Annotated in this window: 9 protein-coding genes; 6 read left to right on the top strand and 3 right to left on the bottom strand. The window is 62.9% G+C overall.

Going from position 1 to position 15,270, the window contains the following annotated elements:
- Nucleotides 1–59: 59 nt before the first annotated feature.
- Entirely contained in the window at nucleotides 60–1,517 is a 1,458-nt protein-coding gene (locus tag HG800_RS09855; RefSeq protein ID WP_169976392.1) for a DUF2254 domain-containing protein, read from the bottom strand.
- Nucleotides 1,518–2,067: 550 nt separating this feature from the next.
- On the opposite strand from HG800_RS09855, the gene HG800_RS09850 reads away from it, so the two are divergent.
- From HG800_RS09850 to HG800_RS28205, 5 genes are all read left to right on the top strand, one after another.
- On the top strand, nucleotides 2,068–3,861 hold the full coding sequence (locus HG800_RS09850; protein WP_169976390.1) for a TIGR03960 family B12-binding radical SAM protein: 1,794 nt from the start codon (nucleotides 2,068–2,070) through the stop codon (nucleotides 3,859–3,861).
- Nucleotides 3,862–3,918: 57 nt separating this feature from the next.
- Complete coding sequence (locus HG800_RS09845) at nucleotides 3,919–4,482, top strand: Uma2 family endonuclease (protein WP_169976388.1); 564 nt, start codon at nucleotides 3,919–3,921, stop codon at nucleotides 4,480–4,482.
- A gap of 39 nt (nucleotides 4,483–4,521) precedes the next feature.
- A complete protein-coding gene (locus tag HG800_RS09840; RefSeq protein ID WP_169976386.1) occupies nucleotides 4,522–5,121 on the top strand; it encodes a hypothetical protein in 600 nt (199 codons plus the stop codon).
- A 115-nt stretch (nucleotides 5,122–5,236) separates the two neighbouring features.
- Nucleotides 5,237–6,895: a hypothetical protein gene (locus HG800_RS09835; RefSeq protein WP_169976384.1), complete on the top strand. Its 1,659-nt coding sequence runs from the start codon at nucleotides 5,237–5,239 to the stop codon at nucleotides 6,893–6,895.
- Between the two features lie 12 nt (nucleotides 6,896–6,907).
- On the top strand, nucleotides 6,908–9,472 hold the full coding sequence (locus tag HG800_RS28205) for a YfhO family protein (protein ID WP_169976382.1): 2,565 nt from the start codon (nucleotides 6,908–6,910) through the stop codon (nucleotides 9,470–9,472).
- A gap of 27 nt (nucleotides 9,473–9,499) precedes the next feature.
- On the opposite strand, the gene aroE is transcribed toward HG800_RS28205, so the two are convergent.
- Both aroE and mutL read right to left on the bottom strand, forming a co-directional pair.
- Nucleotides 9,500–10,996 (bottom strand): shikimate dehydrogenase, encoded by a 1,497-nt coding sequence (gene aroE, locus HG800_RS09825; RefSeq protein ID WP_169976380.1) that lies wholly within the window; start codon nucleotides 10,994–10,996, stop codon nucleotides 9,500–9,502.
- A gap of 167 nt (nucleotides 10,997–11,163) precedes the next feature.
- Nucleotides 11,164–13,146 carry a DNA mismatch repair endonuclease MutL gene (gene mutL, locus HG800_RS09820; protein WP_169976378.1) on the bottom strand — a complete coding sequence of 661 codons (1,983 nt, stop codon included), beginning with the start codon at nucleotides 13,144–13,146 and terminating at the stop codon, nucleotides 11,164–11,166.
- A gap of 348 nt (nucleotides 13,147–13,494) precedes the next feature.
- On the opposite strand from mutL, the gene HG800_RS09815 reads away from it, so the two are divergent.
- Complete coding sequence (locus HG800_RS09815; protein ID WP_169976376.1) at nucleotides 13,495–14,559, top strand: WD40 repeat domain-containing protein; 1,065 nt, start codon at nucleotides 13,495–13,497, stop codon at nucleotides 14,557–14,559.
- The last annotated feature ends 711 nt before the right edge of the window (nucleotides 14,560–15,270 follow it).

The following is a 15,270-nucleotide window of genomic DNA, read 5'->3' as shown; positions in this document are numbered from 1 at the left end:
AAAACCGAGCCAACGGCGATTGTCCGTTTCGGCCCGAGGTTCAGGTGTCGTTTACAAGCTTACGACGCACCATCATTCGAGGGACCGTCCCCCATCGTCCAGGACCCCGCGTTCGGATCGCCGAGCGATTCGAGAACCTGGCGAATCCGAGGTTCCATCCCGGCTCGGTCTGAGGGCGCCGATACGCTTTGGTCCGCCAGTTCGGCGATCGCGATGACGTGCGCCAGCACCGTCCGTCGCCGATCGTTGTCGCGGGCAAACACGCCAATCGTTTTCATGGCAACGAACAGTTCTTCCAGGATCGAGACATTGCCTGCCGCGTTGCGGCGAATTTCTTCGAACGACAGGCTGAGCATGCTCTCAAAGGTCGGCTTCTGGGCGATGACCCGCAAACAGCCATCCTTGGCACGCTGGCGCGTCTCGATTTTCCGAGAGGCGAGCCGGGAGTTGATGAGGGTCAGATGGTGAATGCAGGTGACTGCGGTGGTCGTTTCGTTGACTCCCGGCGAAAGCGCTTTCAACGCGATGTCGACAAGCTGCTGAATGCCGAAGCCGACATCCTGTCCCACGGTCCGGTTCCGACCGAAGCTGTAAAGCGCGTCGAGTTCCCTGGCAATCTGACGGAGTTTTGCCTCGTCGTCCTGATCCTCGCCTTCGACCATGTCCAGAATGGCTTGACGATTTTCGACATCTCCTTTGGGGTGTCCCGTCGCCGGACCGCTTGCGATCGACACCAGGGGCATCCCGACCACACAGAAATCGCCCGGCGCATACTCCATTCGAATTACGGCCTTCAAGCGTTCGGCCAGTTCCATCAGGGGTTTGCTGTCGACTCGACAGAGATAACCGGAACTCCTGGCAGGAATCGGCAGCCACGCCGTGGACCCAAGAAATCGGGGGATCGCCGGATCGCGGTCTTCCGGCAGAGGCTCTCCGAGCGGCTCGGGAAACAGGTGATCGATCGCATGGAGCGTCTCCTGGGCCGCATCGGCAATGATCTGACCCGATTGGATCGACGCGATAATGTGATGGATAAAGGCAATCAGAACGCCCACCCCGATCAGCGCCAGCACGACGCTGACAAGGACCGCCAGAGACGGTACGAACTCGTCTTCCCCACCTCGGATCGTTCGGACAACGACCAGGCAATAGGCAAAGATTCCCACAAACGTCCCGAGCACGGCCTGGTTGAACCGGTCTCGCATGAAGTTCGGGAGGATCCGAGGCGAGTACTGGCTCGCCGTTTGCGACAGAACGACGATCGTGATGGAAAAGGTCACGCCGGCCACCGTGATCATCGAAGAGGCCACTGCCGTGAGCAAACCCCGAGCACCATCAGCCCCAGCGCCGAAGGTCTTCGGAAAGCGATCCACGAAGCTCTCGCCAAGCGTGCCGATGCCGTAAACCAGCACAATTGCCAGCACGATCATGCTCAGGACAATCAGGCTGGGCACGAACCAGAGGCTCGTTCGCAAGCTGTTCCAGAGCGAACTCAGGAGGTTCGATGGTGTTTTCATGAACTCGGAATCCCTCGTCATCGGTGGTCTTGCAGAAGATCGTCTTCGGTTCTTCGACGGAACTCCCAGGGGTCTTCGGGCGGCCGTTTCGCTCGCTCCCCGCCAATTAGGAGGAGCAACGCTCCCATCTCCAGCCCGGCCGCGAGATGGAGATCCCGGTGTGCCAGGCTTTCGAAGCTGCGTACAGCGGACCTGCCCGAATCAACCAAGCCCTCCGTGCTCCGGGCGATCACCAAGCCCGTCCTGATCGATCTGCCGCTCATCGTCGCAGCGCGGTCGGTCGGGATCGACAAGTCATGCATACTTCGCGCCAATCGATAATCCTTCCACGACCGAAAATCGCTTCTCGCAAGCCGATCGGCGCGGGAACTGTCCAAACCCGGGCTCGGCCGGGTATGATGGTGCCGGGCAGGGGATACGCCGTCGATTGCCAGAGCATTCTCAGACGCGCAGCTCTCGGGGGACCCCCGGGGTTTCGATCCCTGCCTCGTTCGACCCCTCGCGGCCTCGCCCCGCCGCGCTTCTTGGACCGCAGCGAAGTACGATCACGATGTTGAACACGCCGCTCAAAGACCTCGTGACCTCTCGAATCCTGCCCAACGTCCAGATGCCGGCTCAATATCTCGGCGGCGAGCTGCACAGCGTTCGCAAGGACCACCGCCGCTGCCGAGGGTCGGTCTGCATCGCCTTTCCCGACACCTACGCGATGGGCATGAGCCACCACGGCCTTCAGGTGCTCTACAGCATCATGAACGCGGCCGGATGGGCTTGTGAGCGAGCCTTCACCCCCTTGCCCGACTTCGAGGCCGCCCTTCGGAACCACGGGGTCCCCCTCTACGGGCTGGAAACCTTCACCCCCTTGAACCGCTTCGACGTGCTCGGCTTCACGCTTCAGTATGAGATCAGCTACTCCAACATCCTGACCATGCTCGATCTCGGCGGCATTCCTCTCCACGCCGAGGACCGCGGGCCAGACGACACCCTTGTCATCGCTGGAGGCCCCGGCGCTCAGAATCCGGAAGTGATCTCCCCGTTCATCGACCTCTTCGTGCTCGGCGACGGTGAGCCAAGCCTCCCCTTCGTCAGCGAACAGTGGAAGGCGATGCAAGGCTCAGGCCTCAGCCGGGCCGAGAAGCTCGCCCGGATCGCCAGCACCGTCGACTGGGCCTACGTCCCTCGCTTCTACGAGCCGATTTACAACGAAGACGGGATTCAGATCGACACCGTCCGCACCCGGGACGACGTGCCCGACTCGATCCGCCAGTGCGTCGAGACCGACCTCGACGCCTCTCCGTTGCCCACCAGTCCCGTCGTCCCGTTCGTCGAGACGGCGCACGACCGCATCGCCATCGAGATCATGCGTGGCTGCCCCTGGCAATGCCGCTTCTGCCAGAGCACAACCATCAAGCGTCCTCTCCGGTATCGCTCAGTCGAGACGATTGTCAACGCCGCGCTCGAAACCTACAAGAACACCGGGTACGACGAGATCAGCCTCCTCTCCCTCTCGACGAGCGACTACCCGAAATTCGAGGAACTCGTGACCCGGATGAGCGAGGTGTTCACCCCGCTCGGCGTGAAGATCTCGCTGCCAAGCCTCCGAATCACTGAGATGCTCAAGAAAATCCCGGCCCTGTTGCAAGAAGGCCGACGAAGCGGCCTGACCCTCGCTCCCGAAGTCGCCCGCGACGACATGCGTGAGCAGATACGCAAGCCCGTCAAGAATCAGGACCTTTACGACGGTTGCCGCGAAGCCTTCCGACGTGGCTGGCGCAAGGTCAAGCTTTACTTCATGTGCGGTCTACCCGGCGAACGCCCGGTCGATCTTGACGGCATCGTCGAGATGGCCGAGATCATCTCCCGGATCGGCAAGGAAGAAACCGGCCGCTACGTCGAAGTCACCGCGAGCGTCTCGAACTTCGTACCCAAGTCGGCCACACCGTACCAATGGAACGGCATGCAACGGCGCGAGTACTTCGAATGGGCTCACAAGTACTTGCGATCGAAAGTCTCAATGCGATCGGTCAAGATCAAGTGCCACGACATTGATACGAGCATGCTCGAAGGCGTGCTCACCCGAGGCGACCGCCGCCTCGCCCCTGCCCTCGAAGAGGCCTGGCGCCGCGGAGCCCGGCTCGACGCCTGGCGAGAACACTTCAACCCGCAACTCTGGTGGCAGACCTTCGACGATCTCGGCATCGACCTCGACTTCTACGTCCACCGTACCCGAGGCGTCGACGAGGTGCTTCCCTGGGATCTCATCCGCATCAAGAAAGGCCGTGACTACCTCGCCAAGGAGCAAGGGCGATCCGTCGTCCAGCTCGACGCGATGGCCGGCGCCGTCTGAGCGATTCCGAAGCCGCCTCGAACACTCTCTCCCACTCGATCTCTCCGGAGCCAACCGATGGCGACCGAGACCAGACCCCGCCTCATCACCGTCGAACAGTTCCTGAAGATGGACCTTGGGGACGGCCAGTATGAACTGGTTCGAGGCGAGATTCTCGAGGTGACGTCACCAAGCCCTGGCCAGGGATTCGTTTGCGCAAATGTGACCTCGCTTCTGAGCAAGTACGGGCGGGACACCGGATTCGGTGATGTGCTGAGTCACGACACTGTCGTGCTGACCGAGCCAAATCCTGACACAGTCCGTGGCGGCGACGTCCTCATTCCTCGGGATAAACGATGGCCGAGGACGCAGGTCGTTGGGACGAAATTCCCCCCCGTCGTGCCCGATCTCGACGTTGAGGTCGATTCCCCGAACGACCGCCCCGGAACGCTGGGAGAGAAACTCTCCGAGTACCTCAACGCGGGGGTTCCCATGATCTGGGTCCTCCACCCGGAACGTCGGACCCTGAGGATCGACCGCGCCGACGACCCGGTTCCGCAGATTCGCGGCCCGGACGACACGGTCGAGAACATTCCCGAACTCCCCGGCTTTCGCTGCGGTGTCGCCGAGTTCTTCGTTTGACGGATTTCCATGATCCGACCGCTTCCGGAGTCTTCCGTCATGGCCGATTGGGTGAAAAAGCCGCTTCGATTGAAGGATGAACACGGCAGAGAAACACATCCCGGTTGTGATGTGCTGGTCAGCAACCGCAACGCCGTCCCTTTTGATTACCCGCACGACTGGGTCCTGATTTCCGACAAGAACGGAACCCTGAAGCTGCACGACCGTCAGCCACCCGACGACGACTGCACGTTGCAGATCACCATCTTTCACCTGAATCCAAACGTCGATTGGAGCCGGCTCCCCATCACGACCATGATCGAGACACTTCTTCAGCAGGAAACCCGTTTCGTTCTGGAACGAGGAGACGTGTTCACCTTTTCTCACGGCGCGATCGAGGGCGCCTGGTCCGAGATCCGCTTCATGGACCCGAAAGAAGCCCGGCCAGCGTTCTCCCGCACCTGCATCGCTCGGTGCGGGCACCTCCAACCGCTCATCACCTTCGACTTCTGGGAAAACGACGCTCCCCGTTGCCGCGAAGTTTGGGATACCATCCTGGCTACCCTCCGACTCGACCCGACTCACAGCGAACCTCCCTCCGACCCCTTGCCAGGAGGTCTGAGCACGAATCCCAAGCCACAACGACGTAAACCCCAATGACCCGTGCTTGATCGTCCCCTCGATCGCATCGGTTCCAATGACGCGGTATAACTCCTTAATCCGTTGATTTTCGATCACCCCCGCCCGCCCTCTTTCTCGCTTCGGCCCTTCTCGAATGACCACCCCCAACGCTTCGCCGTCCTCCGACCGTTCTCCCCGATGGCCCTGGCTGGTGCTGGCGATGGGCCTGCTCTGGACCTCGGTCCTGCGAATCCCCTTGATCCTCGCTGCGGCCGACCACCTCGACAGCGACCTCGCCGTCGATGGTTTGACCTTGCTCGATGCCGTCAACGGTTCCTGGCGATGGCATTATCCCGGCACCCCTCACATGGGGATCCTGCCGGTCCTGCTCTCTTATCCCCAGGCCTTGCTGTACGGAGTGAGCCCGGCCACGCTGGTCAGCGGCGGCCTGGTGGCCTGGCTCCTGGTCATCACGGCCACTTTCGTTCTGGCCTGGCGAGCGTTCGGCGCAGGGGTGGCCTGCTGGGCGATCGTCCCTCTGGTCTTCTCGTCGGTCGGAACCGTCTGGCTTTCGGGACGGATCACCGGCGGGCATCTGCTGACACTCGCCTGGCACGCGGCGGCCTTCGCGGGGATGGTCGGGTGTTTGACCAGGGGAGGTGCCTGGCGATCGGGCCTGCTGGGCCTCTGGTGCGGACTCGGCCTTTATCTCGACACGATGGTTGTCTTTACGATGGCAGGCCTGGTCCCCGCAGCGGTCGCTTCGTGGTGGGTTCGCGGGAAGTCGAACTCAGGCAAGGTCGCGGCGGTGGTCTTCGTACTGGGTCTGGTCCTCGGGGTGGTCCCTCGCGAACTCGGGAAACGTGCCGATCCGTATGATCCGTACGGCCAGCAATTTGCTCCGATCTTCCAGCCGAGCGTGATCGCAGATCATGCCCGGATTCTCGTGATGGATTGCCTCCCTCGGCTCATCGTCGGGCACGAGCTTCCCGACCTGCAATCGACCCCGGAAGCACTCACCGAGCTGGGACGCCCCGCTCGAACAGGCCCGGAGGATGCTTCCCCCTCGCTCAACGCCGGGCCGTATGCCACTGCGCTTGGGCTGCTCCTCTTTGTCGCGGCCATCGTCCGCCTCATCCGAGATCGTTCTCCACAAGGGTCCGCAGAGAGGGCGGTGCAACATGGTGTTTTGATCTCGGCGGGCTTGATCCTGGTCGCGTTCTTGATCAATCGAAATATTTTCAATTCTGACAACTACCGCTACTTGATTTTCCTGCTCGTGCCCTGGTCGCTCGGCTTTGGCCTGGTGATGCGATCGATCGCCAGTCGGGGCGCGGCCGCCTGGGCGGCGACCCTCTTTCTTTCCGCCCTGTTCGGCGCCGTGATGACCGCCAGTGTCGTCTCCTGGTACGTCGGTCTGGGCTGGCTGAGCGTCGACCTACTCCGAGGGTCGCCAGTCTCATCCGAGGGTCTCGTGGTCTTCCAGGATCGAGAAACTCCTGCCGACGAGGACACTCCTCCTGCTGCCATCCTCGACCGTGCGACCGTCCTGCCTGCCGGAACCTCTCATGTGTTCGGCGATTACTGGAAGGTCTATCGCATCGCCTTCCTTTCGGGAGGACGAGTCGTTGGCGTTCCCTTCCCAACGTACCCGAACCGCTTCGAGGGCTGGTCGAGCGGCCTGGAACCGGGCCAGGGGGCCTTGTTTGTGCTCGATCCGGTCCCCGACTGGCGAGCGATGCTGCTCGAATCGTGGCGCCGCGAGGATCGCGACCCGAACGAACTGGATCAACTCACCCTTCTCACCCCCTGAGACTTCGAGACCGTGGCGACCGAACCGATCGAAGCTGACCGGACGCTCGAATCTGCCTGGATACCGGCCCCTCGCCCGCTCGGCGCGGGAGACGTGCTGGCCCTGCTCGTCTGGACTGCCGCCATCGCGGCCTTCTTCTGGGACGTGGTCGCCATGAAGGCGGCCTTGTTCTACTTCGACGTCACCGAGATCAACCTTCCGTATCGTGACTTCTTCGCCAGCGAGTTGAAGGCTGGTCGGTTCTCTCGGTGGTTCCCCGGCCTTTACTGCGGGATGCCCCTCTACAGCGAAAGCCAGGCCGGATATTTCCATCCATTCAAGTATGTCTTCTATCCCTGGATGGAAACCTGGAAGGCGTTCGGGCTTGATACGGTCTTCTCGATCTGGCTCACCGGCGTGGGCACCTTCGGTTGGCTGCGTCGGCACGTCGGGCCGATCGGCGCCCTCACCGGTGGAGCGATCTTCGGCCTGAGCGGCTTCATGTGGGCGCACCTGATCCACACGAGCATGGTCAACGCACTTGCAAGCGTTCCCCTGGCGGTCTGGGCCCTCGAATGTGCCTGGCAAGGGGGCCGGCTGCGGGCCGTGGCCCTGGGAGGCCTGGCAATGGCCTGCCAGATCTTTGCCGGTCATCTTCAAGATTTCCTGCTCACGAGCATGCTCCTGGGGGTTTATGGGGTCTATCGCGCTTCGATCGAGCGGGGAAGGCGCAACCGACTGTTCGCGCTCGGGGTTGCCGCGGGCATTCCTGTGATGGGAGCAATCCTGTCGAGTGTGCAGTGGATCCCCTCGAAAGAGCTGCTCGACCGATCTCCCCGCGCCGAAGGGCTGACCTGGGAAGGTTTGACCTACGGCTCGTGGAGCCCCGAGTTGTTGCCCACCTTGGTCCTTCGCGAAGCCTACGGCACCCGAGCCCGAGACACCGACTGGATGGACGGCTTCTATCCGTACCATGAAATGAACACCTACATGAGTGTTCTCGGGATTGCCCTGGCCGTGGTCGGCCTTTCGGGCCGCCGCAATCGATGGGGGGCCTTCTGGCCGATCCTGGCCACGGTGGGCACGCTCCTGATGCTCGGCCGGTTCACGTTCCTGATGGACCATGCGCACAGGATTCCCGTCCTGGGAAGCTCTCGCATTCCGGTGCGCTTTCATTTGTGGGTTTCGCTGGCCGTGGCAGCACTAGCGGCGATCGGGGCCGATCGGCTCGCCCGGCCAGGACGAGTTCGGCTTCGCTGGGCGGTCTTGACCGTCGCGGCTCTGGTGCTCGCGTCGGTGCCAATCATGACGATCGTCTACGCTCCCGCCTTCGCCGTGCCCGATCCCTGGCCGAAGCCGTACCACCAGGACCGCTACCGATGGCTCGGCGAGGAATTGTCCCAGGCGGGTCTTCGGACCGGGGTCTTGACCCTCATCGGCCTGATGCTCGCCGGGTGGGCGGCGCGAGCGTCGGGAGTCCGCCGAACTGTGCTGGCGGCGGCTCTGCCCTTGCTCGTGATGGCCGACCTGTTCGGCTCTCACTGGCATGATGCCCCGACGATCGACCCAGGCTACTGGACCGATCCGCCCGAGACGGCCGAGTTCATTCTGGCTGATCCCGATCATCAACGCGTCTCGGGATTCGGACGTTTTTCGGCCGGAGAACCCGGATATGCCTCGTTCCCGATCGACTTCATGCCAGTTCGGGATACGCTCGCATGGAGCTTGCCGCCGGTTTTTGATCTGGATTCGTTGATGGGGGAAACCCCCATGATCCCCTCGCGCTGGAAACGCTACATGGATGCGACGGTCGAGGTGGTCGAGCAATCGACCGTCGCCAGCGTTTCGCACTTGCTCTATGGCTTTCGGGGCCAAGTGGCTGACTGGCCACCCCCGGAGAAGGTCGGCACAGCCTACGTCTTCTCCAATCCCGATCGCCTGCCCCGCGCTCGGTTGATGGGTCGTCCCGTTTATGCGAACGACGAGGACGAGGCCGTCGCTCAGCTCACCCAACTCGGTCCGGCGATCCGGGATCAACTGGTCGTCGAGGACCCCGACCGCCCCTTGCCGGTCGACACCGACGTTTCGGGCAACGCCGAGATCATCGAGGAGATCCCGGAACGCCTGGTCGTGCAGACTCGATCGACGACCGACGCCTACCTCTTCCTGGCCGATACGTTTGACCCCGGCTGGTCGGCGACGCTCGACGGCCAACCGGTGCCAATCCGACCAGCCCACGTCAACTTCCGGGCCGTTTTTGTTCCTAAAGGTGACCATGAGATCGTCTTCCGATACCGACCAGCCGGGTTCGTGACCGGCCTGGTCATCTCGACGATGGGAGCCCTCATGGCGCTGGGGATGCTCATCATGCGTCGCTCGATGGTCCAGTTGCAACCGGAGCATGGGGCGACCGGGTGGGGAGGGTGGTGGCCGTGGCTGCTGGCCCTGGGATTCGCGGCGATTGTTGGTGGATCGGCCGTGTCGATCGGTCCCGACGGGGTCGAACCCCACTCCCGATGGACAGGCGGCTTGCACCGCTTCACCTGGGGTGCGGGCCTGGAAGCAATGCAGCGGCAACCGATTGTCGAGGATCGCTGAACCGAATGCTCGTTGTTGGCTACAGTGTCAGTCTCGTGTCACCCCCAGTTTCCGGGCCACGACCTGACGCATCAGGTCGGTCGGAGCGCTGCGGCCGGTGAAGAGGGCAAACTGAAGTTCGGCCTGGCGAACGAACATATCTACCCCAGAAATTGTTCTGCACTCGCGTTCACGAGCAAGCTTCAGAAACATTGTGTTCTCGGGGTGGTAAATCGTATCGAACGCCACCATGCCGGCCCGGAAGGCGGCGGGAGGGACCGGTGTCTCATCGACGTTCGGGTGCATGCCCACGGGCGTCCCATTGATGAGAACATCGCACGGGGTACTTGCCCGAGCCGCCCAGGAAATGTGGCGGCACCCGACCTCGGACGCCACGCGGGCCGCTCGCTCGTCGTCGCGGTTGGTGATCGCAACCCCGGCGCCACGTCGGGTCAATCCATAAGCAATGGTACGAGCCACGCCGCCAGCGCCAAGAATGAGCACCTGCTTGTCCATCAGGACGCTCACCTCGTCGCTGGTCGAGCCGCCGTAGGCTTCCTCCAGGACGCTCATGGCCGCGTGGTAGTCGGTATTGTGGCCGGTCCAGACGTTCTTCTTGATGACCACGGTGTTGCACGCCTTCAGCCGATCAACCGCGCCATCGACCTGGCGGAGCAGGGGAAGAATGGCCTCTTTATGCGGGATCGTGACGCTCATTCCCTTCAAATCAAGCCAAGAGAGCAGGTCGAGCGATTCCTTGAGCTTGCCATTGGGGATCAAGAGCGGAACATAGACCGCGTTGATCCCGAGTTTCAGGAACGCGGCGTTGTGAACGGCGGGACTGAGGCTGTGGGCGATCGGATCTCCGATCACAGCGTAAACCTCCGTCTCGGCGTTGATCCGATCGTAGCCGTAATCGCGCCGCAGTTCGTCGAAATGGAGCATACCGGGGGCGAAGATCCGTTCCGGATTGAAGCCGGCATAGGTGAACGGTGCGCCGAATTTCCGACCGAGGACCCGGGTGAAGACCCCCATCGGCCCCATGGCAATCCCAATGGTGGGGACCTTCTCGGAGGATCGGGCCGCAGCTTCCAGAATGCGGCTCGCATCGCCGACCGACCTGGCCATCGTGGCGATCTTCACGACGTCGGCATTGGCCTCCTGCGCCTGGTCGGCGATTGAATCCAGGTCGGCAGGGGTCTCGCGAAAGTTGTGGTAGCTGATGATCCGCTTGGTCTTGCCGAAGCGGGGGATCGATTTGGCGATGTCCAGCTCCAGGTCGACGTACTCGACGCCGGTGACAATCGCCTCACGCAGGAGGAGGAGGCGCTTCTCGTCGTTACCGCGCCAAAGGCCGCCGTCGGCACCTCGTCGCACGGTGAAGACGATCGGGGTGCGGCGGTCGGTCAGGAGGCGTTTGAGGTTGATCTCGCTGCGAAGGCAGTCGATCCGCAGCTCAACCAGCTCGGCACCGGCCTCGGCGGCCTGGCCCCACTCCTCCAGCAGCGTGCGGTGCCGGCCTCGGCCGAGGGTGACGCAGATCATCGGGAAACGCTCCGGCTCAGTCAGTCAAAAGGGACGATTCATCGGGCACGTGATGACGAAGGCGACCCAGGGCCAGGACCGCCGCCCGTTCGGGGAATGATGGTCTCATCATACGACGGTCGCGGCAGAGGCGAAAGTCATCGGAGAACCTTGCTTCGGCCGGGGGGTCAGACGCGGCCGAATTGCTTTTCCAGCTCCTCCTTCGTGAAGATCAGGGCGGTTGGCCGGCCGTGAGGGCAGTGGTGGGCGTCGGTCACGAGGTGTCGGCGGGCAAGCAGGGCGGCGACCTCGTCGGACGAAAGCCGTTGACCGGCCTTGATCGCGGCTTTACAGGCCATGAGGCTGAGCACGTCGTTCAGGACCGCATCGGCCGAAGGCGGAACCGGTCGGCCGACCAGTTGCTCGGCCAGATCGCGAAGGAGGCGTGTCGGACTGATCGGGCCGAGCATTGCCGGCACACTGCCGACCAGGACGGTTCCACCGCCGAACGGTTCAACCTCCAGGCCAAGCGTTGCCAGGACGTCGCGGCGTTCCAGAACCTCGGCCGCCTCGTCGGCTCCCAGCTCGACGGGCTCGGGAACCAGAAGGCGCTGAGACTCAACCCCTCCGCGCTCGACTCGGGAACGGAACTCCTCGAACAGGATGCGTTCATGAAGGGCGTGCTGGTCGATGACCACCATGCCGTCCTCGGTTTCGGCAATGAGGTAGCTGTCGTGGACCTGGATCGCTCGAGGAGGCAGGACGCCGACATCCTGAACAGGGACGCCAGCGGTGGTCGAGGTCTGCGCATCAGACGGAGTCGGAGGAACAGAAACCGGGATGGCTGGTTCGGTCGATTCGGTCGAAGGGATCGGAGACTCTTCGGCGAACTCGTTGAACGAGGAGGACGGCGAGGACGTGGGGGCGGGCGGAAGCGACCTGGCCCACTCAGGCTCCTCGCGGCGAGGGAGGTCATCGAGGTTGGCCGGTCGAGCCGGAGGAGACATTCCCGAGCCGCTTGAGGGAGGGAACCAGGAGGCAACCATCTGTCGGTCGAACGGGTCGGACCGGAGCGCGAAGCCGGGCTCCCGCGACGAGGCGCCGGCCTCCGAGTCCGGCTCGGCAGGACCGGGGGGAGTGGGATCGGGTCGCGTCGGAGGGGCCTGAAGCCTGCTGTGGAGATCGCTAGTCAGGAACGTCTGACGGACGGTCCGGAGGAGCTGGCCATAGATGCGCTGCGAGTCCCGGAACCGGACCTCGACCTTGGTGGGATGGACGTTCACGTCCACCTCTTCGGGAGGGAGATCGAGGTGAAGGAAGGCGACCGGGACGCGGCCGACCATGAGCAGGCCTCGGTAAGCCTCGGTCAAAGCGTGGCCGAGGGATCGGTCTCGGACAAATCGACCTCCGACAAAGAGGTACTGACCCTTGGTGCTGGATCGACTCTGCGAGGGGTGAGCGACGTATCCCCAGAGATGGAAGTCGTTGATCTCACTTTCGACCCAGAGCAGGGCGTCGGCCAGCTCGCGACCGAAGAAGACGGCGACGCGGTCCTTGAGGCCGGTGACGGGGGGGAGGTCGTGCAAGGTCTTCGAGCCGGAGCGGAAGGTCAGGTGAATGGTCGGGTGAGCCAGGGCAATCCGGGTAAACATCTCGGCCACGTGGCCGGCTTCGGTCGTGTCGCTTTTGAGGAAGGTCCGGCGGACCGGGGTATTGAAGAAGAGGTTGCGAACCTCGATGACCGTGCCGACCGGGCAGCCGCAGTCGCGGATCTCGGAGTGCTCACCCCCTTCGATCGCCTGTTCCGAGCCGACCTCGGCGTCGGCGGTGCGGGTCTGGCAGCGGACCCGCGAGATCTCGGCAATGGCTGCCAGAGCCTCTCCTCGAAAACCGAGGGTCCGGATGCGGTGTAGGTCATCGGCCTCAGAGAGTTTGCTGGTCGCATGGGGACGGAAGGCGAGGGGGAGATCCTCTCGGCTGATCCCGCTTCCGTTGTCGGCGACTCGAACCAGGTCGCGGCCCCCGCGCTCGACGGTCAGCTCGATCCGGGTCGCACCGGCGTCGATCGCGTTTTCTAGGAGTTCCTTCACGACGCTCGCCGGCCGCTCGACCACCTCGCCGGCGGCGATTTGGTTGACGACGGACGGAGAGAGTTCCCGGATCATGCCCATCACCATCGCTCCTTCGAACGCAGCCCCTTTGGTGCATTATACCTTGTGATCAAACGAACATCGAACAGGTCTGACGGAAAACGTCCGAGTGAGAGTATCGCGTTCGATCGTCAAGCATTTTTCCGGAATTCATTGGACTGAGGTGGAAAAAGGGGATCGATCCGGGGGTCCTGGGTGTAAGGCTCGATCGGATCTCGGTAAGAGAGAACAGACGCCTCCCCATGCCGTCCTTGCCGGGACAAGCGGGGAGAGCGTGAGGTGACGCCTGATCGTCCACGCTGGTGGACTCGAACGAAGGGACGATGCCCATTCTGTGATTCTGGTTCATTTGATGATGAGGGAGAGGTGATGCTCCATCCCGAACACAACGACGAACGATTCGGCATCCCTGATGCATTCGGCTGCCATTCGAAGGCAAGCGGACCATTGGGGAGACTCTGGCTTCTCGCGTCGGGGGGGATTGTGACCGGGATGTTCTCGCTGGTTCTGGGGCTCCTGACCTCGGGACTCTTCGCGCAACCGTCTGAGAATGTCCTGTCGCTGAAGTCGCCGTCCACCCCAATCCACTCGCTCTGCTTCGCTCCCGAGGGCCTGAGAATCGCCTCGTGCGATACGACAGGGAGGCTGTCCCTCTGGCAGCTTCCGGAGGAGAAGCCGCGGTCCGAGTGGGGAGGACCGGACCGGAAGATCAAATGCCTGGCGTTCTCGCCGGATCGGGAGCTGATGGCATGGGGCACCTGGGACGGAAGCATCGTGCTCTGGAACCTGAGGGACGGGCGCCGAGAAACGACCCTGCACCGTCGCGATGTGTCGATCGCCGCCCTGGAATTCTCGCCCGACGGCAAGACGCTGGCTTCAGGAGATGTCTCGGGAAGCCTCGTGTTGTGGGATGTGTCTTCGGGTCAGTTACTTGAGGTGCATGAGACGCAATCGCGGATCATTACGGACCTTGACTTTTCGTCCGATTCCCGGTCGCTCACGACGGCGGTCCGTGATGACCTGGGGGGAATGCTTCTGGTCGTGGAAGTGCCAAGTGGCGAGGTCAGGCAGCAGTTGCGACTCACTCCGCAAAGCATTGTCCGAAGGGTGGAGTTTCTGCCCAGTGACAACAAGGTGCTCTGGCTGGACCTCGGCGCTCAACACCTTGAGTGCTGGGACTTGATCCGGGGAGAGTCGGAGTCGCTGTTCGATGTGCATCATCGCGTGACCTCGTTCGCCCTCTCTCCCGACGGGACAACCCTCGCCCTGGGAACTTCGGAGGGGGAGGTGATGCTCCGGGCTTGGGAGAACCTTCAGGTGCTTCACCGGCTTCAGGATCAACCGAACCCGATCCACAGCCTCGATTTCAGCCACGACGGGAGGCTCGTCGCAGTCGGGGGAGTCGTCTCCGGACTGGTCGTCTGGAAGCCCTGAGGAGGGGAGAGCGAGCCGATCAGGACTGCTCCCACTCAGCGGGCCCGGTACGGCCGAGGCAAGGGACGGACGGGAGGCGGCTCCGGGATCGAACCCGGCCACGGCGTTCGATCGACCGGCACGTTGCCGGGTTGGTGCGGGGTCGGGCTGGGGTCGGTGCGCTGGGGCGCTTCCCGAGCACGGGAGCTGGCATCTCGTTCCAAGTCTCTTGTGAAAAAGGAGTTCGAGCGGTCTTCTCCTGGGTGAGGCTCCGGAAGAATGGGTTCGCTCCGTCGATCCGAGTCGAGAGGATTCCGTGAAGTCGGGGACGATTCGCTCGGGGTCAATGCGCGGTCCCTGGAGGAGCAGGTAAGCTCCGGAGACGTCTCCAAGCCGAAGCCCGCACGGTTCGAGCAGGAGTCCGACGAGGTCTCCCCGTAAGTCTCACCGAGCGACGCAGACAGAGGACCGTTTGAGGCGTCCTCAGTGTTGGAGAGGAAGGATGGCGGAGGAGAGGGCGTAGCGATCGCGTAAAGAGGCGTAAAGGGCGTGTTTCCGTGCGACAAGACGTCTCCCTGAGTGTCGATGAATTCGGAGGGGAGGTCGAGGGTTGATGGCGGATCGGCCCTCTCGCCCGGTCTGACTGGTACCTGCTCTCCTTCGAGAGAGGGAGAGGGGTCGAGGTCGGGGAGGATGCGGGTGAAGCCGGGGGGGGCGGGGGCGCTGTCGGGT

This window comes from Tautonia rosea (assembly GCF_012958305.1).
GTDB lineage: Bacteria > Planctomycetota > Planctomycetia > Isosphaerales > Isosphaeraceae > Tautonia > Tautonia rosea.
This window is presented reverse-complemented; position numbering and strand designations above follow the sequence as displayed.

What these genes read in the sequence shown, in the direction of transcription:
- aroE (WP_169976380.1), bottom strand. Translation starts at nt 10,996, where the DNA reads ATGATCTGCGTCACCCTCGGCCGAGGCCGGCACCGCACGCTGCTGGAG.
- HG800_RS09835 (WP_169976384.1), top strand. Translation starts at nt 5,237, where the DNA reads ATGACCACCCCCAACGCTTCGCCGTCCTCCGACCGTTCTCCCCGATGG.
- HG800_RS09815 (WP_169976376.1), top strand. Translation starts at nt 13,495, where the DNA reads ATGCTCCATCCCGAACACAACGACGAACGATTCGGCATCCCTGATGCA.
- mutL (WP_169976378.1), bottom strand. Translation starts at nt 13,146, where the DNA reads ATGGGCATGATCCGGGAACTCTCTCCGTCCGTCGTCAACCAAATCGCC.
- HG800_RS09840 (WP_169976386.1), top strand. Translation starts at nt 4,522, where the DNA reads ATGGCCGATTGGGTGAAAAAGCCGCTTCGATTGAAGGATGAACACGGC.
- HG800_RS09850 (WP_169976390.1), top strand. Translation starts at nt 2,068, where the DNA reads ATGTTGAACACGCCGCTCAAAGACCTCGTGACCTCTCGAATCCTGCCC.
- HG800_RS09845 (WP_169976388.1), top strand. Translation starts at nt 3,919, where the DNA reads ATGGCGACCGAGACCAGACCCCGCCTCATCACCGTCGAACAGTTCCTG.
- HG800_RS09855 (WP_169976392.1), bottom strand. Translation starts at nt 1,517, where the DNA reads ATGAAAACACCATCGAACCTCCTGAGTTCGCTCTGGAACAGCTTGCGA.